The organism is Sphingomonas sp. (assembly GCF_004799495.1).
Classification (GTDB): domain Bacteria; phylum Pseudomonadota; class Alphaproteobacteria; order Sphingomonadales; family Sphingomonadaceae; genus Sphingomonas.
Genome location: NZ_SSMY01000009.1, coordinates 1 through 22607 on the forward strand (window position 1 = coordinate 1; position 22607 = coordinate 22607).

Annotated in this window: 30 protein-coding genes; 25 read left to right on the forward strand and 5 right to left on the reverse strand. The window is 58.6% G+C overall.

Annotated elements, in window-relative coordinates; genetic code table 11:
- Nucleotides 1–46 precede the first annotated feature (46 nt).
- Nucleotides 47–361, forward strand: a complete 315-nt coding sequence (locus tag E7773_RS10205) for a hypothetical protein (protein ID WP_293990805.1) — start codon at nt 47–49, stop codon at nt 359–361.
- Nucleotides 362–469: 108 nt separating this feature from the next.
- On the opposite strand, the gene E7773_RS10210 is transcribed toward E7773_RS10205, so the two are convergent.
- Nucleotides 470–1225, reverse strand: a complete 756-nt coding sequence (locus tag E7773_RS10210; RefSeq protein WP_293990807.1) for a hypothetical protein — start codon at nt 1223–1225, stop codon at nt 470–472.
- A gap of 67 nt (nt 1226–1292) precedes the next feature.
- Nucleotides 1293–1658: a hypothetical protein gene (locus tag E7773_RS10215; RefSeq protein WP_293990809.1), complete on the reverse strand. Its 366-nt coding sequence runs from the start codon at nt 1656–1658 to the stop codon at nt 1293–1295.
- 15 nt (nt 1659–1673) lie between these two features.
- Between E7773_RS10215 and E7773_RS10220 the strand changes: the two genes are divergently transcribed.
- From E7773_RS10220 to E7773_RS10230, 3 genes are all read left to right on the forward strand, one after another.
- Nucleotides 1674–2288: a hypothetical protein gene (locus E7773_RS10220; protein WP_293990811.1), complete on the forward strand. Its 615-nt coding sequence runs from the start codon at nt 1674–1676 to the stop codon at nt 2286–2288.
- Between the two features lie 160 nt (nt 2289–2448).
- Nucleotides 2449–3051: a hypothetical protein gene (locus tag E7773_RS10225; protein ID WP_293990813.1), complete on the forward strand. Its 603-nt coding sequence runs from the start codon at nt 2449–2451 to the stop codon at nt 3049–3051.
- 19 nt (nt 3052–3070) lie between these two features.
- Nucleotides 3071–3577, forward strand: coding sequence for a hypothetical protein (locus E7773_RS10230; RefSeq protein ID WP_293990815.1), 507 nt, complete (start codon nt 3071–3073; stop codon nt 3575–3577).
- A 142-nt stretch (nt 3578–3719) separates the two neighbouring features.
- Here E7773_RS10230 and E7773_RS10235 read toward each other — a convergent pair whose 3' ends face one another.
- The 3 genes from E7773_RS10235 to E7773_RS10245 are packed head-to-tail and all read right to left on the reverse strand — an operon-like array spanning nt 3720 to nt 4782.
- On the reverse strand, nt 3720–4235 hold the full coding sequence (locus E7773_RS10235) for a hypothetical protein (RefSeq protein ID WP_293990817.1): 516 nt from the start codon (nt 4233–4235) through the stop codon (nt 3720–3722).
- Nucleotides 4236–4280: 45 nt separating this feature from the next.
- Nucleotides 4281–4592 (reverse strand): hypothetical protein, encoded by a 312-nt coding sequence (locus E7773_RS10240; RefSeq protein ID WP_293990819.1) that lies wholly within the window; start codon nt 4590–4592, stop codon nt 4281–4283.
- A 1-nt stretch (nt 4593) separates the two neighbouring features.
- Nucleotides 4594–4782, reverse strand: a complete 189-nt coding sequence (locus tag E7773_RS10245) for a DUF6771 family protein (RefSeq protein ID WP_293990821.1) — start codon at nt 4780–4782, stop codon at nt 4594–4596.
- Nucleotides 4783–4886: 104 nt separating this feature from the next.
- Between E7773_RS10245 and E7773_RS10250 the strand changes: the two genes are divergently transcribed.
- From E7773_RS10250 to E7773_RS10350, 21 genes are all read left to right on the forward strand, one after another.
- Nucleotides 4887–5318: a hypothetical protein gene (locus E7773_RS10250; protein WP_293990823.1), complete on the forward strand. Its 432-nt coding sequence runs from the start codon at nt 4887–4889 to the stop codon at nt 5316–5318.
- A 19-nt stretch (nt 5319–5337) separates the two neighbouring features.
- Nucleotides 5338–5499 carry a hypothetical protein gene (locus tag E7773_RS10255; protein ID WP_293990825.1) on the forward strand — a complete coding sequence of 54 codons (162 nt, stop codon included), beginning with the start codon at nt 5338–5340 and terminating at the stop codon, nt 5497–5499.
- A 113-nt stretch (nt 5500–5612) separates the two neighbouring features.
- Nucleotides 5613–6080: a D-Ala-D-Ala carboxypeptidase family metallohydrolase gene (locus E7773_RS10260; RefSeq protein ID WP_293990827.1), complete on the forward strand. Its 468-nt coding sequence runs from the start codon at nt 5613–5615 to the stop codon at nt 6078–6080.
- Between the two features lie 239 nt (nt 6081–6319).
- The gene (locus E7773_RS10265; RefSeq protein ID WP_293990829.1) at nt 6320–6739 is read left to right on the forward strand and encodes a hypothetical protein; all 420 of its coding nucleotides are present in this window, start codon (nt 6320–6322) and stop codon (nt 6737–6739) included.
- A gap of 79 nt (nt 6740–6818) precedes the next feature.
- A complete protein-coding gene (locus E7773_RS10270) occupies nt 6819–7043 on the forward strand; it encodes a hypothetical protein (protein WP_293990831.1) in 225 nt (74 codons plus the stop codon).
- A gap of 22 nt (nt 7044–7065) precedes the next feature.
- The gene (locus E7773_RS10275) at nt 7066–8415 is read left to right on the forward strand and encodes a phage terminase large subunit (RefSeq protein WP_293990833.1); all 1350 of its coding nucleotides are present in this window, start codon (nt 7066–7068) and stop codon (nt 8413–8415) included.
- Nucleotides 8416–8422: 7 nt separating this feature from the next.
- Nucleotides 8423–9805, forward strand: coding sequence for a DUF4055 domain-containing protein (locus E7773_RS10280; RefSeq protein WP_293990835.1), 1383 nt, complete (start codon nt 8423–8425; stop codon nt 9803–9805).
- 8 nt (nt 9806–9813) lie between these two features.
- A complete protein-coding gene (locus E7773_RS10285) occupies nt 9814–11409 on the forward strand; it encodes a minor capsid protein (protein WP_293990837.1) in 1596 nt (531 codons plus the stop codon).
- Nucleotides 11406–11564, forward strand: a complete 159-nt coding sequence (locus E7773_RS10290; RefSeq protein ID WP_293990839.1) for a hypothetical protein — start codon at nt 11406–11408, stop codon at nt 11562–11564. The genes E7773_RS10285 and E7773_RS10290 overlap by 4 nt, the downstream gene beginning before the upstream one ends.
- Before the next feature lie 77 nt (nt 11565–11641).
- Nucleotides 11642–12280 carry a hypothetical protein gene (locus E7773_RS10295; RefSeq protein ID WP_293990841.1) on the forward strand — a complete coding sequence of 213 codons (639 nt, stop codon included), beginning with the start codon at nt 11642–11644 and terminating at the stop codon, nt 12278–12280.
- A 107-nt stretch (nt 12281–12387) separates the two neighbouring features.
- Nucleotides 12388–13383 (forward strand): major capsid protein, encoded by a 996-nt coding sequence (locus E7773_RS10300; protein ID WP_293990843.1) that lies wholly within the window; start codon nt 12388–12390, stop codon nt 13381–13383.
- 72 nt (nt 13384–13455) lie between these two features.
- Complete coding sequence (locus E7773_RS10305) at nt 13456–14022, forward strand: DnaT-like ssDNA-binding protein (protein WP_293990845.1); 567 nt, start codon at nt 13456–13458, stop codon at nt 14020–14022.
- On the forward strand, nt 14019–14399 hold the full coding sequence (locus tag E7773_RS10310; protein WP_293990847.1) for a hypothetical protein: 381 nt from the start codon (nt 14019–14021) through the stop codon (nt 14397–14399). The genes E7773_RS10305 and E7773_RS10310 overlap by 4 nt, the downstream gene beginning before the upstream one ends.
- Entirely contained in the window at nt 14396–14692 is a 297-nt protein-coding gene (locus tag E7773_RS10315) for a hypothetical protein (RefSeq protein ID WP_293990849.1), read from the forward strand. Before E7773_RS10310 ends, E7773_RS10315 begins: the two co-directional genes overlap by 4 nt.
- An 8-nt stretch (nt 14693–14700) precedes the next feature.
- Nucleotides 14701–15105 (forward strand): phage tail terminator-like protein, encoded by a 405-nt coding sequence (locus E7773_RS10320; RefSeq protein ID WP_293990851.1) that lies wholly within the window; start codon nt 14701–14703, stop codon nt 15103–15105.
- 83 nt (nt 15106–15188) lie between these two features.
- A complete protein-coding gene (locus tag E7773_RS10325; protein WP_293990853.1) occupies nt 15189–16097 on the forward strand; it encodes a phage tail tube protein in 909 nt (302 codons plus the stop codon).
- 101 nt (nt 16098–16198) lie between these two features.
- On the forward strand, nt 16199–16672 hold the full coding sequence (locus tag E7773_RS10330) for a hypothetical protein (protein WP_293990855.1): 474 nt from the start codon (nt 16199–16201) through the stop codon (nt 16670–16672).
- An 8-nt stretch (nt 16673–16680) separates the two neighbouring features.
- Nucleotides 16681–17022: a hypothetical protein gene (locus E7773_RS10335; protein ID WP_293990857.1), complete on the forward strand. Its 342-nt coding sequence runs from the start codon at nt 16681–16683 to the stop codon at nt 17020–17022.
- Between the two features lie 3 nt (nt 17023–17025).
- The gene (locus E7773_RS10340) at nt 17026–21459 is read left to right on the forward strand and encodes a tape measure protein (RefSeq protein ID WP_293990859.1); all 4434 of its coding nucleotides are present in this window, start codon (nt 17026–17028) and stop codon (nt 21457–21459) included.
- 7 nt (nt 21460–21466) lie between these two features.
- Nucleotides 21467–21829, forward strand: a complete 363-nt coding sequence (locus E7773_RS10345) for a hypothetical protein (protein ID WP_293990861.1) — start codon at nt 21467–21469, stop codon at nt 21827–21829.
- A complete protein-coding gene (locus E7773_RS10350; protein ID WP_293990863.1) occupies nt 21826–22596 on the forward strand; it encodes a hypothetical protein in 771 nt (256 codons plus the stop codon). The genes E7773_RS10345 and E7773_RS10350 overlap by 4 nt, the downstream gene beginning before the upstream one ends.
- The last annotated feature ends 11 nt before the right edge of the window (nt 22597–22607 follow it).

The window sequence follows — 22607 nt, forward strand, 5'->3', positions numbered from 1 at the left end:
GGGGCATTTTTATGGGCTCGGGAACCGCGACGCGGTATGATGGGATATGTCCGAATTTCGCCAGTGCCCAAGCTACCCCGAGTTCCGCGTTACCCGTGAAGGCCTCGTTGAACGCGAACGCGTCTTGGCGACTACCGGTGAGATCAAAATCACCCGTTTCAAACCCGGCATGGGGTTCTTCACCTTCAAGAGCAAATCGCTTCTACTGAGCGAGTTGATGCGAGACGCGTGGGGTATGAAGCTTCCACCACCAAGGGTTCGCATGGCCGATGAGTTCTGCCCGGCGATTGGGCGCATCGTCACAATTCACGAGCGCATCGCTGAGCTTCATTCAAATAATGAAAATCCCGTTCAGCCGTGATAGAAGAATGAGGCTTGAGATCGCCGCAGCTTGGGAGTGCATGGTGCACTGGCGACGTAGGGCACTGACTGAGAGAAGGGGCAGCCGCAACGCTGCCCCTTCAACGTTTTAGATGGCGTTCGGCGTGGCGGCTTTCTTGGCCGCTCGTGCGTCCGACACGACCTTGAGCAAACGCGTGTCGGTCATGATGATGGCCATGTCATCGATCTTCGAGAAGCGCGATTGCGCCGTGATCGATGACAACGGGTTAGACCAAACCGATGTGGACTGATCGAAGCTCGCGCCCATTTTATTCTGCACCGTGCCAGCCACAGTGACGGGCTTGCCCCATTTGCCCGTGAGGGCTTCAACCACGTCTTCGAATACCGCGACGTTCGACCGCCCTTCGAACTCATAAAGGCGCATCACGCCGTCCTTGGGGTCCTTGATGAAGCTGAACGAATATTCGTTGCTCGCATAGTTGGTCGCCGCCAGTTTGAGTCCGGCTGTCAGGCCATTCATGTATTGGCTATTCGTCGTCACCCAAACGCATTTGACGACGCCAAGGCTCTTCTCAATCGAGTCGAAAATCATTACGTCCACTGGCTCTTGATCGTAGCGATCATTTCCGACCTTCTCGCCAGTGCAAACGGTCTTGGCTGAGGTGCCGTCCGGGTGCGGCATCCGTCGGAAATCTTCGAGCGATGTTTCGAGCGCGACGCCCTTGAAGTCATAGAGACGTGGCGGGGCAGATGGTGCGGGAGCGGGCTTAGGAGCGGCTGGCGCTGCCTTGGGCGCGGGGCGTGCCGGTGCACGTCGTGTCTGAGCGATAGCGGGCGTCGCCATGATGGCGAAGACAGACGCAATGGTGATGAAGCGCTTCATGGTTCCTCCCTATTCAATGGCGCGAATAAGACGGACGTTCGCGAGCACGTCAAGTTTCGGTTTCTTTTCACTCGAACGTTTGTGTTGTCGGACCGACTTCAACGCCCGCTTCGAGCCGGGAAAGCACGTCTTGTTGCGCCGGAATCCATTGAAGCTCGCCATTCGAATAAAGCTTCACGTCCGGGTTCTCGATTGCTCGGCGAAGCTCGGCACGTTGGGCCGCATTCAACATCGCATAGGCCTGAGACAACGACGTTCGTTCGTGCACCTGCCGGTCAAACCTAATGACAGCGATCTCATCAATCTCACTGCCGCCATTATGAATGTAAATTTCTCGGATCGCGTGCTTCACAGCTTCGCGCGCCCATATCTCGGTTGAGAGTAGATGTTTGAGCATAAAGTCTACCAGATGTGCCATGGGATCGGCGGTCATACCATAAATACAGGCATGGTGGATCGCAGAAAGCTCAAGTCTCGCATAGAACGCTCAAAACCGGTTGTGCCGGACGCCGACGGAACGCGCTCGCTCGCCGAGATCGCCGACGCTGCCGATGGCGTGACGAACCCAATTCAAATGGTGGCGCTCGGCAAGCAAGCCATTCGAGATATCGGCAAGCGTCTTGCCCAAATTCAGGGATTGAAGCCGGGCGGCACGTCAATTCGCACCGCTGAGATCGTTGAAGAGATCATTGAACGGCTTAAAACGGGTGAAACACTCACATCGATCACATGCGATCCGCGAATGCCTTCTCAATCGGCGTTGTGGAATTGGCGAGACGCCGATGAAGAGCTTGAAGATCGCATCGTGAGAGCGCAGGCGAAGGGGCAGCACACACTTGCTGACGCTCGTCTCGACATTGCTCTTGGCGGTCCGACCTCAACGGGTGATCGCCTTCGTGACAAGCTCGTGATCGACACCATCAACGCTAATATCGCACAGCGTAACCGCGCGGAGTTCGGCGAGAAGATCGCGGTCACGGCTCAACACACGTTGATGCCGTATTCGGTGCCGATGACGCTCATTCCGAGCGACGTTGTGAAGCCTGAAAACGACCCCGAATAAGGGCATTTGTGCCCGGCTTGTGCCCGGCAAGCCGAACGCTCCCGAATGACCGTTTGAATTACAATCACTTAGTTTGCCCGACACACGGTTTAACGATGCTCTACCCCATGCTAAGGCGCATTGCGGACAAGGGGGCGGTATGCGGACTATCGGTCTACGGTTGAGCGAGCCAACGGTGCGGTTCGTTGCTGACGCCAAAGATGCCCCCGATTGGACGGTGCGCTTCGAAGCGAAGCGGGCCGGTTTCGACTACATCGGCCTCACCAAAGGCGGTGACTTGCTCGCGCTGCCCGGCCAACTGTGGCTCAAGGCTGGCGATCCGGACAAGGATGCCGTGGGCACGATGCACTATTGGCAGCCCCCTGAGGGTGTCGAGCGCGACAGCGACTTTGACAACACCTTCAACGTCTCGTGCTTCGTTCCTGCCGAGCACTTCCGCCAAATCATCGACTCTATCGAGCGCGGACGCCCGCCGTTGAGCGTGGCGATCACGATCCCGACCCTCATCGATCTCGGCAAATGGGAGATCGGCGCGAGGGACGATTTCGGCGACACGTGGCACGCGATCTCGCGGGTGTCGTTCACCTTCGACCATCATCCCGAGCCCGAGCCCGAGCCGGATGAACCCGAGCCGCTACCGATCCCGACCGACAAACTCATCGCCTCAGCGCTCGGCTACCTGAGGCTCGACCTCGCCAAGTATGCCACGATTGGCGGGGCGTTGCTCGTGGTGCTCATCCTCGTGGTGCTGTGGCGTCGCTGAGGGCGCATAGGGGGTTGAAATGGCCGATGGGGACACGAGCGCTTGGATCGGGCTTGCGGGCGTTGCCCTTGGCGGCACGATCAGCACCATTGCGAGCTTCGCGCTGGCCTTCACGGAGCGGAAGAAGTTCGCCCGAGATCGCATCTGGGATATCCGCCGTGGGGTCTACACGAAGATCATCGCCGTGATGGGCGATATCGAGCGCCGCGCGGAAGATCACCGGTTCAACTTCACGGACGACGCCGGGGGCGAGAACTACTTCGACAGTCCGGCCTATCGGCAGATGGAAGGCGAGATCGTCAATCTCGAAGCCCGGCTCGACCGCATCATCACGCTCAATCTCGTCATCATGAGCAAGGCGATGGTGAAATGGCACCGGGACATGATCGGCGAGCTTGGTGAGTTGGTCGAGCACCCTGAGGCTTATGAGCCGTTCGATGTCGCTGACGTGCGGCACAAGATATTCAAGGCTCAGTTGGATCGCGTGACGGATATCGCGCAGCGCGAGTTGGGCGTGCCCGGTTAGGGCCTTTGGACGAGATCGGTTCAAAACGGTTGGATTCCCGCTTTTTCGCGCTTTTCGCCCTGAAATCGGCCTTTTTGACGCGAAAATGATGCCAAAACGGGCATTCGCGGTTCGGGGCGGCGGCGTCGGGTGTGCATCTGAGCTATCGGAAGCGTGGCAACCGGTTCGGGTAAGCAAGACACCGCTCGGCAGCGAAGGTGCGTTCACGCCGCCCCATAGTCGTGATGCTCACGTAGACGCGCGGCAGATGCAGCACGCGCACGATCCACGGGGCTTTGTCCGCGAGATCGGACGCCGCGTCGTGGTCGAGCACGAGCACTCCGCGCTCGTGAGGCTTAATCTGGAGCGGCAGGGGAAAATATTCGGGATCGTCATAGCCGAACGCATACTTCGCGGTCTTCCGTCGAAGAGCATCGCGGTAGCGCACGCGGGTGACATTGAGCGCCCGGTCGGTGACGTTTTGAATGTAGAGCGTGGGGTATTCGTCCGGCCCCATCTGCCCGACGTGAGTCTCCCAATCGATGTGCACTTGGTAGCGGTCGCGTCCGTTCCACCATTGCAGGAACGCCCACGCACCCGCGCCGACAATGAGCGTGCCGATGTAGCTGCCCACGCTCTTGATATTCTCTGGCGTTAAGAGGCTCGCGATCCCGGTCAACTGATCCCCCGTCGATTACTCGACCGGCACCGTAGAGGGTTAGTTTCAACTACGGAACCGACTGATCGCCCGCTTCCAGTCCGCCGCGCTCGGCATGGGCAAGCTCGTGTTCGCTTCCTTCGACCGGCTCCACGTCAGGAAGGCACCGGCACCGCACTTGGTGCACTTGAACCGATGCGTCGCGCTCTTGAGGTTGCCGTCCCAATGCTTGCGTTCGAAGAGCCACCACAGGGCGTGCGGATCGAAGATCGTCTCGCGGGCGCACCGTCGGCAGATGGCTACGACGCTGTAATGCCAAGCCGCGCATTCAAAGATCGATGACGGGATGCGCATCCCGTCCCGGTCGAAGCGAGCCACGTCACAGGGCTAAGCGAAGCTGATCTCGTTCGACCTTCAGCCGCTCAACAATCTCATGGGCGAGATCGTCGGCGGCACGTTGGCGCGCTTGTTCAGATGGGCAGGCGAGCCCGAGCCGCGTCACGGCACTGGCGTTGAGGATAGCGGCAGCGATCACCGCCGGGGCGGGCAAGGGGTTCGAATCGTGCATCCCGGCATTGTGGACAAAAGGGGAACATTCGCCAAGCCCCGCGACGAAAAATCGCGTTTTCGGGCCTTAAAGATACCGATGAGAACAACTTTGCTAAATATGAGATGGAAAACATCTCAGCACCCGGCACCAAGCACCGGACCTACACAATTCTCAAGGGTATGAAGCAACGTTGCAGCGATCCGAACCATCGATCCTACCATCGCTACGGCGGTAGAGGCATTCAGGTTTGCGACGAATGGCGAAAAGACTTTAGGGCCTTTCAATCTTGGGCGATCAACAATGGCTATGCCGACGATTTGACTATCGACCGCATTGACAACGACAAGGGATATTCACCCGAAAACTGTCAATGGGTTTCTCAGCGCGCCCAATCTCATAACCGGCACGACAACGTGCTCACGATGATCGATGCGAACGCGATCCGTGCCGCCTACGCGGCTGGCGGCGTCAGCATGAGGAAGCTCGGGGCTCGTTACGGCGTGATGGTCTCTACGATCCACGGCATCGTGCACGGCACCCGCTGGGTTGAGTGACGGGCGGCTAAATAGGTGCATGAGCCCTGAGCAGCTTCACTTGCTCATGAACATGCCGCTTGCCGACGAAGGCGAGCTTATCGACCGCGTGTCAGTGCTCGAACACGAGATAATCGAACTTCAAGGCATGTTGTTCGCCCTCATCGCCGCAATGGCGGAAGGGATGCCGAGCAAACGCTAAATAGGGAGGTAATACATGAGGACGCAAAAGACCAACTTTGCCGGGCGCGGTCTTTTGCGTTTCACCACACTATTACGACGTTCAGCGAACAATTCGAAAGAACTAAATATGCGATGGCTACTCAGATATCGCAGCACTTCACTCTCGAAGAACTCACGTCATCCGACACTGCCCGTCGCCTCGGCGATCCCAACCAGCCCGGCGCGGCTGAGATCGCGGCGCTCAAGGTGCTTTGCGAAAAGGTGCTCGAACCGATCCGTGCGCATTATGGCCGACCGATCCGTATCAACTCAGGCTATCGCTCAGCCCGCGTCAACCAAGCCGTGGGATCGTCGCCGTCATCGCAGCATCGGCTTGGTGAGGCTGCCGATATCGAAATCAGCGGAGTCGCCAACCGCGATCTCGCTATTTGGATTCGCGACAACATCCTCTTCGATCAACTCATTCTCGAAGCCTATCATCCCGGCAACCCAACGTCGGGATGGGTTCACGTCAGCTATCGCACCGGACGATTGCGCAAGAGCGTGTTGACGATGGCGCTTGGCACGCACGGGCCGGTCTACACGCCGGGCATCGCATGACCCGCTATCGCGTCCGCAGGGCTGCCCCGCGTTTGTGTGGCGAATGGTATGACGCACCGCTCATTCCCAATCTCATCGTGAGCGATCACGAGCCGATTTTCACTGGCCTCTTGGACGGCGAAGGAAACGAAATTTGGCGCGATCCCGAACCAATCGGTTTTCATAATCCGCTTGACTCATAAACGGTTCTTCAATCGATAGAGCGCACCGATTTTCGTGCACCGATTGGAGATCACAAAATGGCATTGAAAGACGTGCTCGCACTCGCGGACGACAAGCTTCGTGAGACTTTTCACCTCAAGCCGCACGACCCGGTGAAGGCACGCAAGCCGCACCTAACTTGGCTCGACAAGCGCAAAGCAGCGTGGGCAGATATCGGCAACAAGCGTGACCGCTTCATCAAGGTAAACAATGGCGTGGTCGAGTTCCACTTGCCGTTCGAACTCGGCGGCAAGAGCGTCTTCTACGTGCCGAGCGAGCGTTTCGCTGACTTCCTTGAGAAGCTTCACATCGCGGTCAACACTGGCGAAGCCGACGAAGCCATTGCGGCGCTGAATAAGGGCGCGCGCACGCCCGGTCCGGCTCGCGGCAAGCGCGGCCCGCTCAGCCCGGAAGCACTCGAAGCACGCCGTGCGAAGATGGCGGCTAAGAAGAAGTAATCCCGCAAGGGTGAATGTCCGAAAGGGCGGTTCGGGTCATCCTGAGCCGCCCTTTTTCATGCGCTGACTAAATACGCGCATGAAGACTGTTGACCTTCCCGCGCTCGACAATTCGGGCAACCTCACACCGCTTGTCGTTGAAGCTCTCTCGAAGGGCGCAACGAGCCGTCATCACCCGACCGACGCCGACCGCATTCAGCTTTGCTTTGACAAGGTGGCGGATGCTGCCGCGTTCGCAAAGCTCGTGGGCGCTCAGCCCGACGAAGAGCCCGCACCGGCTGCCGACCACTCCGACGCTGAGTAACGCCAACCCGGCTAAATAGCCGGTGACGGCACAGCAACCCGGCCTAAGGCTCGACACATTCAAGCCACGGCACATCGAACTCTTCCGACTGAGCGAAACGCCAGCGGTCAAATATCTCATGGCAGCCGGGGGCATCCGTTCCGGCAAGTCTGTCACATTGGCGACGATCATCATCGCGCGCGCAATGCAAGCGCCGGGATCGCGGCACGGCATTTTCCACGCTTACGGCAACGCCTGCTATCGTAACCTATTCAATCTCACGATCCCTGAGACGTTCGAGATCATCGCGCCGGGTTGGTATCCGGCAATGCGGTCGGACAAGACCAATAATCCGATCAACAAGAGCGACCACACCATTACGTTGCCGAACGGCAGCATGATCTTGTTCGGCGGCCTTGACGATCCCGACAAGCATCGCGGCACCAAGTTCAGCACGGTTTGGATCAACGAAGCCAACTTCGTGAATTACGACGCCGTGATGACGCTTCAAGGGCGTTTGAGCGAAGCGGTTCCGACCGTTCACGGCACCATTCTTCCGACCCTTATGCTTTTCGACCTCAACCCGACGGTCAAATCGTCATGGGAGCACAAGGTCTTCGTTGAAGGCGTCGTTCCCGGCGACGAAAAGCCGCTCGCCAACGCTCACCGCTATCGTTGGCTTCACGTGAACCCGGCTGACAACCGCGACAATCTGCCCGACGATTACTTCGAACTCTTCGACGGCATGACGGAAGAGCAACGCCGTCGCGACGAACTCGGGCTTTGGGCTGAAGACAACCCGAACGCGCTCTTCGATCTCAACAAAATTGGGCGTCGCCGCTGCCACAAGGACGATCTCGCCGAGATCATCGTCGCGGTCGATCCCGCCACATCCTCGCACGACAAATCCGACATGACCGGCATCATCGTTGTCGGTCGCAATGAAGCCGGGCACTACTTCGTGCTCGAAGACGCAACGATGAAAGCCAAACCTGAGGTTTGGGCACAAAAGGCTATCGACCTCTATCACGCATATGAAGCCGACTGCATCGTTGCGGAGAAAAATCAGGGCGGCGATATGGTCGAAACCGTGATTGCGCGAGCGACCGTTGGCGGTAGCAACGTCCCGGTTCGATTAGTCCACGCGTCGCGTGGCAAACGCATTCGCGCCGAGCCTGTGGCGGTGCTTTATGAAAAGGAACTCGTCAATCACGTGTCGGTGTTTCGCGAACTTGAGCAACAGATGATTGAGTTCGACGCGCCGGGTTTCAAGGGATCGCCCGACCGCGTTGACGCCCTCGTTTGGGGGCTGACGTATCTGTCGCAATCGAATGGTGTCACACCCGCTCGCTTCAGTTCGTTCAAACCACGGGGGTTGTGGGGCTCTGCCTAAATAGCAGATGCCCGATAACATCAACGAACCCGATCAGTGCATCGCCTCTTATTATCCGATTTGGCTTCGGAACCGCCACGTCATTGATGGCGAACGCGCCATTCGCCAGAATTGTGAAGCCTACCTTCCGCGTCATCCGCATATGACCGTGGGCGAGTATCGCTCATTCATTCATCGGGTGCCGTTCTTTCCGGCAGCGTCGCGGACCCTCGCGGGCCTCATCGGGCTCATGTTCCGCAAGGCACCAACTATTCAGGCTCCGGAAAATCTGTTGCCGATCCTGAACACGATTACGCGTCGCGGCGATCCGATTGGGAAGCTCGGCGAGATGGTCGCGCGAGAATTGCTCATCACGAATTTCATCGGTCTCTTGGTCGATTATCCCCCGTCACCGGTAGGGCTGAGCCTTAGCCAAGCACAGGCAACCGGCCATCGCCCGTCGATCAATCTTTACCGCGCGGAGTCCATCCTGAAAGCGACGCCGGGCATTGTCGGCAACCGCCAAGTGCTCGTGCGAGTATGCCTCAAGGAAGAAGACGGTTCGGTCCGCGAACTCGTGCTCATCGATGGCGTCTACACGGTCATCATGCATCGCGACGATGGCACCGGTTCACTTGTGCCGGAAGAGCCCGTCATTCCACTGGCCAACGGCAAGCCGCTTGACCGCATCCCCTTCGTCATCGGCAACACGGAAGGATCGTGGGAGCCGACCATTCCGCCCATGTCGGACATGTGCGCCCACAATATCCAGTATTTCCTTGCGCAAGCGAACCTTGCTCAGACGCACCACTTCTCTTCGACGCCGATCTATGTCGTCACCGGGGCGGACGTGAAGCCGGAAGACTTGCCCGTCTATCCGGGGGCGGCGTGGACCTTCGACAAGGAAACGGCGAAAGCCGAAATTCTTGAATACAAGGGCACCTCGGTTGAGGCGCTTCGCCAGTCGATCCAAGACATCAAGGAAGAGATGGCCGCTATCGGCTCGCGCATCCTCGCGAGCGAGAAGGCTGCAAAGGAAGCCGCCGACGCACTGGCGATCCGACGCGCATCTGAGAATGCCGTTTTGGCCTCAACTGCGCGCATCGTCAGCCGCATCGTGAATGATGCGCTCCACCTCATCGAATATTGGATGGGCCTCGGCGAAGGCACGCTTGAGTTCGAAGTCAACACCGACTTCAATCCGTCGGCTCTAAGCTCGCTCGATCTCACCGCGCGTCTCGCGCTCGTTCAAGCCAACGTCATTTCGAAGGAAGCCTTCATTGAGATGATGATTGACTCGGGCGATCTCCCCGAGACGTTCGATTACGATCTCGACCAATCCAAGATTGCTGAGGAAGACGCGTCGCTTCCGCCGACTGACACCGGGCCGGTTATTCCACCGATCCAGTGAGGCGTTAGATGAACGCCGACAAGCTCGCCTCAATCGTCATTCGGCACGCCACGGCAAGTCAGCGTCTCAGCAAGCGGGACGCTGACGAAATCGTTCGCCTGTTGAATTCGGTCGATAAGGATATCGCCGCTCAGATTGCGTCCCGCGTAGCGGCAATGAAGGTCGCGGGCTTCGATAAAGGTCCGGCGACGAGTGCCCGCCTTCGCGACCTCTTGGAAGCCGTGCGGGCACTGAACGATCAGGTCTATTCGAAGATCGGCGACAAGGTAACCGGCGATCTCACCGACCTTGTGCAGCATGAGTTCGACTTCACCGGCAAGACTGTCGCCACGGTAGGCGTGGACGTAGATACGCGTCCGCCAAGCGCCGACTTCATTCGCACGCTTGTGACGACAACGCCGATCAACGGCGTGCTACTCGCCGATTGGGTTGAAGGCCTTTCGACCGCTCGAATGAAGCGGATCGAGCAAGAGCTTCGCATGGGCATTTTCCAAGGGGAGACGACAGACCAAATCGTTCGCCGTATCATCGGCACCAAGGCAGCAAAATATACCGACGGTGTTATGAATCTGAGCCGCAAATCGGCTCAGTCGTTTGTCATCACGGCGAATGCGACCGTTCAAAACGCGGCGCGTCTCGAAGTCTATCAACGCTCGGGCGCAATCCCGTTCGTTGAGTGGTCTTCCATTCTCGATAGCCGCACGTCGCAAATCTGCCAAAGCCTGAGCGGGCGCATCTTTGCTATCGACCAACCACACCCGACACCACCCGCTCACATTCGTTGCCGGTCACTATTGCTGCCGCGCTTCAACAACACCGATCCTCCACTTCACCGCACCTACGGTGATTGGTTGAGGGGGCAAAGCGCAAAGGCTCAGGACGAGATTCTTGGGAAGGAGCGCGCACGCATCTTCCGTGACAATCCCAAGATGGATTTCGGCGACTTCTTCCGCAAAGATAACACCTACATGACGCTCAACGAGTTGAAGGCTCATGACGCGAGCCTGTTGAGCGAGAGCGCGCCCGCGAAAGCGACGATCAACACCGCCGCGCTTGATGAGCGAGATCGCGCTTACGTGCTCGAAAAGGGACTTGCGACGGGCAAAGAGCATCTTGTCGGTTACGACCGGCTAACGGGTGAGGAAGTCATTCGGAAATCGGGCGGCAAGGATTATGTCGAGTTCACCGACTCGCTCGTTAAGCGCCTTGATGATCCCGCGAGTGAGATCGTGTTGCATCACAATCACCCGCAATCTTCGAGCCTCAGTCACGTTGACGTGAAGATTGTAGAACGACCCGGATCAGCCGGTGTGTGGGCGCATGGACACAATGAATCATCGTTCTTCGTTGAACGCGGATCGACTCCCTTGAACGACTCCACGGTGAAGAGCATAGGAGATTATTTCAGGCGGAATCTGCAAACTGAAATCAACGCGGGGAGGATTACAATCGAGGAAGCCTCATTGCTACACAATCACCTCATTTGGTTGGCTGTGAACGATCTTGGCCAAGTCGCATATCGTGCCGAACTCAAGGGCACGAGCCTCGCGGCGTGGTTGAAGCATGAAGCGCTCTTCAAAAGGCTATTGGAAGGTTTGAAATGATGCTGATCGACCCGCCGTCGGACTTCGCGCCGTTGGCAGAGTGGAAGGAGTTCAAGACTCGAATGGAAGCGTTGGCGGTCAAGCACCCCGACGATGAAAGCGTTCGTGAATGTCTCGCGCTCGCTAAAGACCGTGTTGATGAACTCTCCGCCTAAATAGACGGCGAGAGACCTGTGGCCTTTCGCGGTGTCCCTGTGGGGCATCCTCTCAAGTCTGTGACGCGAAAGGACATATGGAAATTACACCTGAAATTCAGGCGGCGATTGATGCCGCTGTGGCGGAAGCCACGAAGAAGCTGAACGACAAGAACGCTCAGCTACTCAGTGAGAAGAAGAAGCTCGCTCAAGAGAAAACCGACGCCGAAGCGGCGCTCGAACAGGCCACGACGGAAGCCGCAGAAAAGAGCGGTAATATCGACACCGTGAAGGCCAATCTCAGCAAACAGCATGAAGCCGAACTCACGAAGCTACGCAACGAACTCGCGACCACGAGCGAACGCCTCAGTTCGATGACCCGCGAAACCACGCTGAATGAAGCGCTCACTGCCGCGAATGTGCTCCCGAGCGCGATGCCGTTGGTGAAAGCCTTCCTCGCCAGCAATGCCAAGTTCGAGAATGGCGAATGGTCGGTGGAGGGGGTCAGCCTTCGCGATCACGCCGACACTTGGCTCAAGAGCGCGGACGCCGCGCACTACGTCGCCGCGCCCGCAAACTCCGGTGCCGGTGCCACGGGCTCGACCGCAAAGGCCGGGGCTCAACCGATCAAGTCACTCGATGAAGTGATGAAGCTCGCAAAGGAAAACCCCTCAGCACTCGCGAGCGCCAATCTCGCGCCCGAACTTGAATATATCAGGAAAGGTCTCAATCCCTAATCCGTAATCAGACTGAGTGCTCTGAATAAATACCGGGACCGTCTCGGCGGTCCCGGCAGCAATGAAGGTTGTCGGTTCAAACCTTTGTTGTTGGAGACACGTCAGTAATGGCATCAACTAATCTTTCGAACATCATCGAACCGATGGTTTTCTCGGCCTACGTTAATCAGGCCAGCGTTGTGAACAACGCTTTCATTCAGTCGGGTGTTCTCGTTCGTTCGAACGAGTTCGACATTCGCGCCGGTCAGGCTGGCGCGGTCGGCGAGATGCCGCACTTCAACCCGTTCCCTTGGGCGGAATCGAACATCATGAGCGACGATCCGTCTGCTCTTTCGACCCCGGCCAATCTGACGACCGGCGCGCAGATTTATCGCAAGGAATACCGTGAGAAGGATTGGGGTCAGATGGACCTCACTTCGCGCGTTTCCGGCGAAGACATTGGCGCTCAGATCGCGACCTACGTTGCCAAGTATTGGCAGACGGAAGTTCAGAACCACGTTCTGAAGCGTCTCGTCTCCATCGCCGCTGACAACGCCGATATGGTCAACACCATCGGCAACGACGCGACCGGCACCGCTGGCGCTGCTCAGTGCGCGAGCCTTGGTGCGATCCTCGACACCGTTCAGACCATGGGCGATGCCCGTGACAGCCTGTCGGCAATTGTCATGCACTCGCAGGTCTACACGAACCTCATGAAGCTCGATCAGACTTCGTTCGCGGTTCCGTCGGCAGTTCAGAACTTCGTCACCTTCAACGGCAAGCGCGTCATCCTCGACGACAACGTGACCGTGACTCAGGGCACGAACCGCAAGATGTATAACACCTACATTGTCGGTCCGGCTTTCGCTTATGGCGAAGCTTCGATCCCCAACGCGACTGAGATTTGGCGCAACCCGGCTGCCGGTAACGGTGGCGGCGAAGAGCGTCTTTACAGCCGTAAGCAGTTCCTCGTTCACCCGGTTGGCTTCTCGCTCAACACCAGTGTCACCCCGGCCTCGGGTCAGAAGTCGCTGTCGCTGACGCAGTATGCCACGAGCGGCACCTACAACCGCGTCTTCGACCGCAAGAACGTGCCGATTGCGATTCTTCGTTCGAACGGCTGATCTCAACCACTCCAAGAGCTTGAACGCCCCGGCCAAACACCGGGGCGTTTTTGCGTTCGGGCTAAATATGACATGATTGTCGAAACCGGCTCGGGCGTCGCGAACGCCGACGCATACACTTCACTCGCTGACTTCCGCGCCTACCATGCGGCTCGCGGCAACGCTGCCGTAGAGGCGGCCACGGACGACGCGTGCAACGCGGCCATCGTGCTCGCCACGGACTATCTCGAAATCACCTATGAGGCTCGCGCACGGCGTAAGGTCGCCACACAGGGCCTACAGTGGCCTACCGGGGACGCTGAGGGCCTTGAGCCCCTGATTGTCCGAGCGGTGATGCTTCTCGCCGCTGAGGCGCTGAGCAACGATCTCACGCCGCGTATCGAGCGCGGCACCGCTCGCCAACTCGACAAGCTCGACGGCGTGGGCATGACCGAAACCTACTTCGACGCCGCCCCGGTGCTCGACCACTATCCACAAGTCACCGCTATGCTTTCTCCGGTGGCTCGTCACCGCTCGGCATCGGGTAAGTTTGGCCGCGTCTCGCGCGATCTTCCGCAAGACCCTCGTTGGTGCGACTACAGCAACGGCATTCCCGGCAACGGCTTGGGCGGCTTGTTCGGCTATTGGGGGCGCGAATGAGCGCGTTCGTTGACCGGATGCGCGGCGTCGCCACGGGACTATTCGACAAATTCGAAGCCGCACCCGCCACGATTTCGCGCCGGGTCACCGGCACGATGCCGAGCCCGACCGATCCCGATTATGTCGCCAAACGTGCGGCTGGCGACTACGCGGCCACCAGCACGCAAACGATCTCGACCCGGTGCTTCCTCACGACGGTGCGCCACACTGACGAAGCGGGCGTTGCTCGCTATCGGACGGGCGCGAAGTTCGTCGGGTTCGTGCCCGAGATCAACGACACGCTCACCTTTGGTGGTCGCGATTATCTCGTTGAAGAAGTGATGACAGTCGATCCCGACGGCACGGGGGCGGTCGCTTCGACCGCGATCCTCGCGTGATCGGGATCGATAATTCCGCGCTCGGCAGCTTCGTCATCGAACTCGAAGGCGCGCTTGCCGACGAAGCGCTTCGCGTCATGTCCGGCATCTTCACCGATCTCACGGCACCGCCACCTGTTGGCACGCCAGTTGACACGGGCGTTGCGCGCAACGGCTGGCAACTCGACTTGAGCCAACCGCTCGCGCCGGAAGTCTACAACGATGTCGTTTACATCAACGCGCTCAACAACGGCCATTCGCAACAAGCGCCCGCCGGGTTCATCGAAGCCGCTATTGATAAGAACGTCCGATAAATATCGTCATGACGATTGGCGCGGATCGCATAGCGATTGAAACACGGTTCTTGAGTGAGTGGGATTCATCGATTCCCGTCGTGCTCGAAAACGACCCCGTTCAGACAATGGACAAGAACGCCCCTTGGGTGCGCCTTGTCATTCGTCCGGGTGTATCCGACCCGATCACTATCGGGTCGCCGCAATACATTCAGCGCGGACGCGTTTTTATTCAAATTATGACGCCGCTCGCGCAGGGCTCCAAACAATCGTCCGACCTTACCGACGCTTTCATTGCGATCTTTCGCGGCTGGCGTTCATCCGATCATCGCCTTTGGTTCGATGGCGGCGCGGGCACGCCTATAACCGAGCCCGAAAAGGATTGGCACACGACGGTGCTGAGCATTGGCTACATGAGCCATCACACAGCCTAATCCCGGCTTCGCGCTCCGCCTTTCAATAAATATCGGCGGAGCACCGCGCTCCAAGAAACTCTATTCTTAGGAGCCCGTAGTTCATGGCGAATCCTGCCGATACAAAGTTCAACATCATTCGTGAAACCGTTGAGGGCACGACCCCAACGACGCCCGCGTTCACGTCTCTTGAGTATTCGAGCGGCAACGATCTCAAGGTAGATTCGAAGACGATTTCGAGTGAAGTGATGCGCCAGTCGCGCACCGCGACCGGTCATCGCAAGGTGGGCAAAAAGACGACTGGATCGTTCAAGTTCCCGCTTCGTCGTGACACCGCGACCGACCTTCTGCTTGAGTCCGTGTGCTCGGGCACCTTCGTCAGCGATGTGCTCAAGGGCGGTAACACCGACACTTTCCACACCATCGAAAAGCAGATGAAGGAAGGCGCGACCACGCTCTACTTTGCCTACGCTGGGCAGATCGCAACCAAGTTCGGCTTGTCGGTGACGCCCGATGGCTTCGCCGATGTGACGTTCGAAACAACCGGCCTCGCAAAGACACAGCGCACGGCGATCATCACGGGTGCTACCTACGCGGCTGCTACTCAAGGTCCGCTTCTCGCCGGTCCCGACATTACGGTTTCGATTGCTGGGCTCACCGCCGACTATGCGAGCTTCGATTTCAGCATCGATCAGTCCCGCGACGCCAAGCTGAAGCTCGGCGCGGTTAGCGCGTTCGGCACCGGCACGGTCACCAACCGCGCGGTGAAGTTCACGGCGAAGATTTTCCGCAAGGACCTCTCGCCGGAAACAACGTTCACGGCTGACACGCCGGTCAACATCGTCATCACGATGGGATCGGCTGGCAACGGCTATTCGATCACGATCCCTGCCGCCGTTTGCACCGTCGATCCCACGGACGAAGTTAGCAGTGCGAGCGCACTTGTGAGCCTTGAGTTCACCGCTGCCAACGATACGACCACGGGCACCGACGTGATTATCACCCGTCTGTAATCTCACAGTTAGGATCGGGTGAGGGGCGGCTTGGCTTAGGCTGAGCCGCCCTTTCTTGTGCGTCGGATAAATACCTCACCAACCTAACTGTGAGGTTTCCAATGACTAAGTTTAAGCGGCCTAAGCCGCGTTTTGACCGCGATCTCGCCAACGATGGACGTTGGATTTATATCGATGACGCCGTTACGGGCGAAGAGTATGGCGGCTTCCTTTGCGGCCTCTTTGACCCGAGCGTTCCCCGCATTCGTCTCGCCGCTGAACGCCAAGCCAAGATGGCTTCCTATCAGGCGCGTGGTAAGCGTCCAAACAATTACGACAAGACCCGTGAGTCCGTTGAGTGGTTCGTTGAAACGTGCTTGTTCGATTGGGATATGAAGGATGAAGACGACAAGCCAATCAAGTTCACGAAGCCGCTTGCCGTTGAGTATTTCATGACCGCTGAGACGGACGACAAGACCGGCGAGAAAATCTTCATTTACGACTACGTTTTTCAACGCCTCTTCGAAGCATCGCGCGATGTGTCGAACTTCCAATCGCTCGACCAAAACGAAGCGGGAGACCCCGCAAAAAACTGATAGCCCGGATGACGTGGCAACTCGACATGGGCGACAGCTACAATGAACTCGTCCAACTTGCCGCTCAAGACTCATCGTCCGGGTTCGCTGCACGTGCTCAATTGGCGGAAGCGCCGTCGTTGACCGGCTATGAAGCGTTCGTTTGGGATGCATTCTTCATGCTTTCCAGCGAACGCGCGAGCGGTTTCGGCACGGGTTCTGTGCCCTTCACGGCGATGCTCGAATATGCCTCTTTTGCCGAAATGTCGCGACAAGAGACTGAGCAATTCGTGAACGTCATTCGGGCTCTTGATGTGCACTTCGTCGCCGAGCGCGCGCGAAGGGATGAGAAGGCCAGTCGCGATAAATAAGCGATGACCGGCGCAACCGCTGAACACAAAGTAAGAATCACAATCGACCAAGCCGCGCTTCAGAAAGAGGCGCGGCAGGCAAACCAGACGCTCGGGTCAATCGGCTCGGGCGTCAACGGCTTCGCGGGCCTTGAAAAGTCGATCAATGAACTCGGCACGTCCATTCGCGGAATGAACGTCTCTTCGCGTGCGGCCAACGACAACATCCGCGCGATGGGCGAGTCAGCCGGGCATGCTTCCGGGGGCATCCTCGCGGCAACCGGCCACATCATCAAAATGACGCTGGCGCTCGCCGGGCTGCAAATGCTCATCGGCGGTGTCGAAGCGCTGGCGCACGCCTTCACCGAACTCGCCGACGAGTCCACGATGGTGACCGCGCGTCTCACGTCGGCGACGAACGGACAGGCTGAGCTTGCACGTGCTCAGGCACAGGTTGTCGCGATTGCTAATCAGACCCGCCAGCCGCTCGAAAACATCGCCGAACTCTATCAGAAAATCGGGCTTGCCAGCCACGCGCTCGGCATGTCGCAAAACCAAGTCGGTATCGCGACGAAGGTCTTCGCCGAAACTCTGAAGCTCAGCGGCTCGAACGTCGCTCAGCAAAAAGGCGCGATCCTGCAACTCGCGGACGCCTTCGATATCGGCAAACTTCAAGGTCGCCACTTCATGGCGATGATGATGGACAACGTGGTCTTCATGAACGCCCTTGCGCAAAGCATGGGCGTCTCGAAGGCCAAGCTCGGCGAGCTTGCGCACGAAGGAAAGATCACGGGCGAAGAGCTAAAGAAGGCTCTCACCGATCCCAAGATGATTGCCGACATTGAACAGCGATTCGGGCGCATCCCCGTGTCGTTCCAAGATGTGCGGACGGGCATCAAGAATACCCTCATTCAGCTTGCGGGTGACTTCGCCACGGGTGCCGGGCTGCCGAACACGCTTGCCCAACTCTACGCCACCGTCACCAAGTGGGGCGAAGACCTCAAGCCGACCTTCATCAAGATCGGGCAGGCCTTCCACGCCGCGCTTGCGACGTTCGGGCCTATGGCGATGGCCGCGCTCAACGCGGTGAAGCCGCTCTTCAGCTTCATTCTCAACAACGCACCGCAATTGATCCAACTCATCAAGGTCGCGGCTGAGGCGTGGATTGCCTACCGCGTTGCCACGGCTGCCGTTGCGGCTGTCAGCGTCGCCACGACCTTGCTCAATGACTTCAAGGCGCTGAGCATGTTCATGTCGCTCGCGTCGGGTAGCGGTGCGATCATGTCCGGCCTGAAAGCCGGTATCGAGATGGTGCGCGGCGGGTTCGCGGCGCTTACCGTCGTGATGGAACTCAACCCCTTCGTCGCCATCGCGACGGCCATCGTTGCCGTCGTGGCGCTCCTTTATGAGTTCCGTGACTCGATCAACATCGGCGGCGGCACGATGGCGAGCCTCGGCGATCTCATGCGCGCGGTGTGGGAGTCCGTCGGTCCGCTCGTCAACAAGGTTGTCGGTTGGATCGGCACCGGCTTCTCGTGGATCAGCGACAAGGTGAGCGGCGTCCTGAATTGGATCGCCGGGCTATTCGGTGATGTATTCTCAGGCTTCGACTTCTCTATCGCTGGGGCGATCCGTGCCGTCGCGAAGTTTGCCGACTTCCAACTCAATTCGATGCAAATCGTTTGGGAAACGATCAAGGCGATTTGGAACAACTTCCCCGGCTTCCTTCAATGGGTTTTCGCGAGCGCCGCGAACCTCGCATTGAAGAAAATCGAAGACCTCGCGAACGGCGTCATCGGTGCCATCAATTGGGTTATCAAGGGCGCTCAGGGGCTTGGCATCAATGTCTCGACCATTGCGACCGTTTCGCTTGGTCGCGTTGACGCGGGCAAGTTTGGGGATGATCTCGGCAAGACCGTCGCGGGCATCGCTGGCAAGCACCGTATCGGCGACGCGGCTGAGGGCCTTTTGTCACGTGCTGACGCCATCGGCAAAGCGCGTCGCGCTGCCGCCAACGGTAACCAGCCGGGCGCAGCCGATGGCAGCGCCACGGGCACCCCTGAGGGTGGCGCGGGCGGCGGCAAGGACAAAAAGGGCGAGGACCGCGCCAAGAAGGAAAAGGAGTTCTGGCAGACGCTTCAGAATGAGCTTGAGACGGCAAAGCTTTTCGGCATCGAAGCTCAAAAGGCGACGAAGGAACACGAGCTTCAGAAGATTCTTGGCCGCGATCTCAACGACGCCGAGAAGACCCGCGTTGATACGCTCGTTCAGGAAATCGCGACCGCGAAGGCGATCACGGGCGTTCGGCAAGCGACGTTCGATCTCGAAAACAAGAATATCCTCATGCGTCAGCGCGCGTTGGGGCTGAGTTCCGATCAATCGAAGATCGAAGACGCCATCGATGCGAAGCGCCTTGAGGCGATGAATGCCGGTGTCGATATCAACAGCGCCGCATTCGTTGCCGAGCTTAACCGGTATCGCCTTGCGCTTCAGACGAACCAAGCGCTCGAACGGCAAAACGCGCTCATGGCATCTGCCGTTGAGACGGCGAAGAAATTCAGCCCGAGCTACGCGGCGCAAGCCGAGTTGGACGATCTCAAGCGGCAGCGGGACGATTTCCTGAAGGCGTTCGCGACCGGCAAGCTTGTGGACTCGTGGGGCAAGCCGCTCACTCAGGCAACGGCGAACGCCGTTGTTGCTGGCCTCGACCAAGCCATCGCGGAAGCCGGGCAGAAAGGTAAGCTCAACGCGCTCGGCGTCATCGCTGGCAGTTCGATCACGGGCAAGGCCGAACTCGACCGTCTCACCGCGACCAACAAGCGCGATGCCGCCTTGCGGGCACTCGCCGATTCCGGCCTGTCACCGGAACTCATGAAACGGGCGACGCAAGAGATCGCCGAGACCTACAAGAAAGACATGAAAGCCGCCGATGACGAGGTGGCCGATTACTACGCGAAGAAGATGCAAGAGAAGACTGACGCGATTGCGGATATCTTCTCACAGTTCGCCGACGCCATCGGCGGCAAGCTTGGCGGGATCGTCGGTAGCATCGGCAATGCCATCAAGTCGTTCGGCTCGTTCAAGAGCACTCAGGGTGATGTCACGAAAGAGATCACGGACGCGTTCGGCTCGAACTCGTTCACGAACAAGCTCGGCAAGTCGATTGGCGGCGCGCTGGCCGGTCTTCAGATGGGCGAGCAAATCGGCGGCATCGGTGATGCTCTCGGCATTCGTGGTTTCTCGACTGGTGCCAAGATCGGCGGCACGCTTGGCGGCTTGACGGGCAACCCGCTTATCGCAGCCGGTGCGTCCGTCGTGGGCGGCATCATCGGCGCGCTCTTCTACAAGCCGCCCCATTCGAACGCGACCTTCGCGCGGAATGCGGACGGCACGATTGGCGTCGGCGGCGTCACCGGCAGCAATGGGCAAGTGAAGGCGGCAGCGGGCAGCGCGGCGGGCAACGTCGTGGCGGGGCTGAGCAACATCGCGTCTCAGCTTGGCGGCAAGCTCACGGGTGTGCCGAACCTGACCATCGGCACGTGGGATGGCAAGTGGCGCGTGCTCGATAACCAGCAAACGACGGCATCGCTTCACTCGAAGAATTTCAGCATGGGGCAGAACCTTCACGACTTCGGCACCGATGGCGAAGACGCGGCCATTGCCTATGCGATTAAGGAAGCACTGTCTCAGGGCGTCATCACTGGCCTGAGCGATATCGTGCAAAAGGCACTCAACGTGCTCGGCAGCGATGCGGCAATCGCCTTCTCACAACAGTGGAATTCGGCGATGAAGGATTACAACACCCTCATCGATCCGATTGGACAGGCGGCGCGCGACGTGATCGAACCGCTCGACGCGCTTCGCGCTACGATGGTGCAAATCGGCGCTTCGACACAAGACCTCAACAAGATTGACGATCTTCGCGTGAAGCAGCTTGACGCGGCCTACAAGCAGTCAACGCAAACTTTGAACGACTTGCTCAAGGCACTTCGCGGGGACGGTTCGGGCGTCACGAAGCTCAATCAGTTGAACGCCGACATGGCGGAGTTCCAGACCTACAAGGACAAGATCGCGAAGGGTGACTCGAACATCGATCAAAGCGCTTTCTCGTCACTCGTGTCTGAGATCATGAGCCTCGGCCAAAGTGTCTACGGCACGTCAACCGGCGAGTTCCAAGGCCTTCGCGCCGATCTCACGAGCGTCACAAACGAATTGCTCGGCAACGTGCAAACCGCGTTCAACGCTGTCGCCAACCCGGCAACCGATGCAGCCACGACGGCAGTTCAGACGCAAACCGACGTGCTCAGCGGACAGGGTGTCATTCAGATCGATCTTCTGAAGCAGATCGTGGCGAACACGACACCGGGCGGTGGCGGCGGTGGCGTCGTGAACAACACGAACGACGTGCTGACGAACTACGGCGGCTACAACGGCAAGATGATCGGCTTGGCATTCTAAATACGAGATGCCAGTCGATCCAACGCGCGCCGCGCTCGTCACGCGCGAACACCAATATTCGATCTACCAAGACACGAGCGTTCTGAGCCGGTGGCCGAACTCGCAACCTATCGTGCTCGACACGAACCTTGATGCGACGGCGGGTGACGCGCTGGCGTCGGCGACGTTCGCCGCCAGTAGCGCGGGGGCGAAGGTGTTTCAGGTCACCGTGGAGGGTGGCGCGTTCCTTGAAGATTTTGCGGACTCGCCGCCCCGGTTTACCGTCTACTTCGACAACCATCCAGCAGCGGGTAGCGGCAACACCTACACGGTGATCGGCGTCCAAATAGACCCGCTCGCGGATCGCACGATCTACACGGTGCGCGGATGAGCAACACGGTCTTCATCCGTCCGCTCAGCTTCACCGCCACGTCGTCAACGCCCGTTGCGGGCAGTGCGGCAAATCTCGCGGTCGATATGCCGTCGCTCGTTTGGCGCGGCGCGAGCGGCATTAGCAATATCATCATCGATCTTGGCGCGTCAGCCGTCAGTTACGACTATGTTGCCCTCATCGGGACCAACCTTCGTTCGACCGACAACGTGCAGGTTCAAACCGGCACGGCGGCAACCGGAACGGGTAGCTACAACAGCGGCCTCTTGACCGCTTGGACCGGCACCAAGCCAAGCGTTGCATCGGCTGTCGTCATCGTGCCTTTGCCCGCGACCCGCACCGAACGCTACGTGCGTATTGATATCACCTCAACGTCTAACCCGGACGGCTATGTTCAGATTGCCCGCGTCGTCATCGGCAAAGCAATGAAGACGGGCGGCATCGATGTTGATGCTGAAATGGGATTTGTCGATCAATCCGTTGTTACCAACGGCACCGGCTACACGACCGTTCAGGCACTTCCCGTGCTGACAAGCTGGAAGTTTTCGACCGGCTGGATTTCGGATGTTGATTGGCGACAGACTTTTGCGCCCTTCATGCAAGCCGTTGGCATCAACGGCGCTTTCCTGTTCATCGTTGACGATGGCACGCCCGCAAACTGGCAAACCGATGCGGTGTTCGGACGCTTCACGACCAAGACGGCGGGCAAGAGCGAGTTCTATAACGCGTGGCGGATTGAAGCGACCGTGACCGAACTCGCGCCATAACGGCGAAAGCG

What these genes read in the sequence shown, in the direction of transcription:
- E7773_RS10205 (WP_293990805.1), top strand. Translation starts at nt 47, where the DNA reads ATGTCCGAATTTCGCCAGTGCCCAAGCTACCCCGAGTTCCGCGTTACC.
- E7773_RS10210 (WP_293990807.1), bottom strand. Translation starts at nt 1,225, where the DNA reads ATGAAGCGCTTCATCACCATTGCGTCTGTCTTCGCCATCATGGCGACG.
- E7773_RS10215 (WP_293990809.1), bottom strand. Translation starts at nt 1,658, where the DNA reads ATGACCGCCGATCCCATGGCACATCTGGTAGACTTTATGCTCAAACAT.
- E7773_RS10220 (WP_293990811.1), top strand. Translation starts at nt 1,674, where the DNA reads ATGGTGGATCGCAGAAAGCTCAAGTCTCGCATAGAACGCTCAAAACCG.
- E7773_RS10230 (WP_293990815.1), top strand. Translation starts at nt 3,071, where the DNA reads ATGGCCGATGGGGACACGAGCGCTTGGATCGGGCTTGCGGGCGTTGCC.
- E7773_RS10245 (WP_293990821.1), bottom strand. Translation starts at nt 4,782, where the DNA reads ATGCACGATTCGAACCCCTTGCCCGCCCCGGCGGTGATCGCTGCCGCT.
- E7773_RS10250 (WP_293990823.1), top strand. Translation starts at nt 4,887, where the DNA reads ATGGAAAACATCTCAGCACCCGGCACCAAGCACCGGACCTACACAATT.
- E7773_RS10255 (WP_293990825.1), top strand. Translation starts at nt 5,338, where the DNA reads ATGAGCCCTGAGCAGCTTCACTTGCTCATGAACATGCCGCTTGCCGAC.
- E7773_RS10260 (WP_293990827.1), top strand. Translation starts at nt 5,613, where the DNA reads ATGGCTACTCAGATATCGCAGCACTTCACTCTCGAAGAACTCACGTCA.
- E7773_RS10265 (WP_293990829.1), top strand. Translation starts at nt 6,320, where the DNA reads ATGGCATTGAAAGACGTGCTCGCACTCGCGGACGACAAGCTTCGTGAG.
- E7773_RS10270 (WP_293990831.1), top strand. Translation starts at nt 6,819, where the DNA reads ATGAAGACTGTTGACCTTCCCGCGCTCGACAATTCGGGCAACCTCACA.
- E7773_RS10280 (WP_293990835.1), top strand. Translation starts at nt 8,423, where the DNA reads ATGCCCGATAACATCAACGAACCCGATCAGTGCATCGCCTCTTATTAT.
- E7773_RS10285 (WP_293990837.1), top strand. Translation starts at nt 9,814, where the DNA reads ATGAACGCCGACAAGCTCGCCTCAATCGTCATTCGGCACGCCACGGCA.
- E7773_RS10290 (WP_293990839.1), top strand. Translation starts at nt 11,406, where the DNA reads ATGATGCTGATCGACCCGCCGTCGGACTTCGCGCCGTTGGCAGAGTGG.
- E7773_RS10295 (WP_293990841.1), top strand. Translation starts at nt 11,642, where the DNA reads ATGGAAATTACACCTGAAATTCAGGCGGCGATTGATGCCGCTGTGGCG.
- E7773_RS10300 (WP_293990843.1), top strand. Translation starts at nt 12,388, where the DNA reads ATGGCATCAACTAATCTTTCGAACATCATCGAACCGATGGTTTTCTCG.
- E7773_RS10305 (WP_293990845.1), top strand. Translation starts at nt 13,456, where the DNA reads ATGATTGTCGAAACCGGCTCGGGCGTCGCGAACGCCGACGCATACACT.
- E7773_RS10310 (WP_293990847.1), top strand. Translation starts at nt 14,019, where the DNA reads ATGAGCGCGTTCGTTGACCGGATGCGCGGCGTCGCCACGGGACTATTC.
- E7773_RS10320 (WP_293990851.1), top strand. Translation starts at nt 14,701, where the DNA reads ATGACGATTGGCGCGGATCGCATAGCGATTGAAACACGGTTCTTGAGT.
- E7773_RS10325 (WP_293990853.1), top strand. Translation starts at nt 15,189, where the DNA reads ATGGCGAATCCTGCCGATACAAAGTTCAACATCATTCGTGAAACCGTT.
- E7773_RS10330 (WP_293990855.1), top strand. Translation starts at nt 16,199, where the DNA reads ATGACTAAGTTTAAGCGGCCTAAGCCGCGTTTTGACCGCGATCTCGCC.
- E7773_RS10335 (WP_293990857.1), top strand. Translation starts at nt 16,681, where the DNA reads ATGACGTGGCAACTCGACATGGGCGACAGCTACAATGAACTCGTCCAA.
- E7773_RS10340 (WP_293990859.1), top strand. Translation starts at nt 17,026, where the DNA reads ATGACCGGCGCAACCGCTGAACACAAAGTAAGAATCACAATCGACCAA.
- E7773_RS10345 (WP_293990861.1), top strand. Translation starts at nt 21,467, where the DNA reads ATGCCAGTCGATCCAACGCGCGCCGCGCTCGTCACGCGCGAACACCAA.
- E7773_RS10350 (WP_293990863.1), top strand. Translation starts at nt 21,826, where the DNA reads ATGAGCAACACGGTCTTCATCCGTCCGCTCAGCTTCACCGCCACGTCG.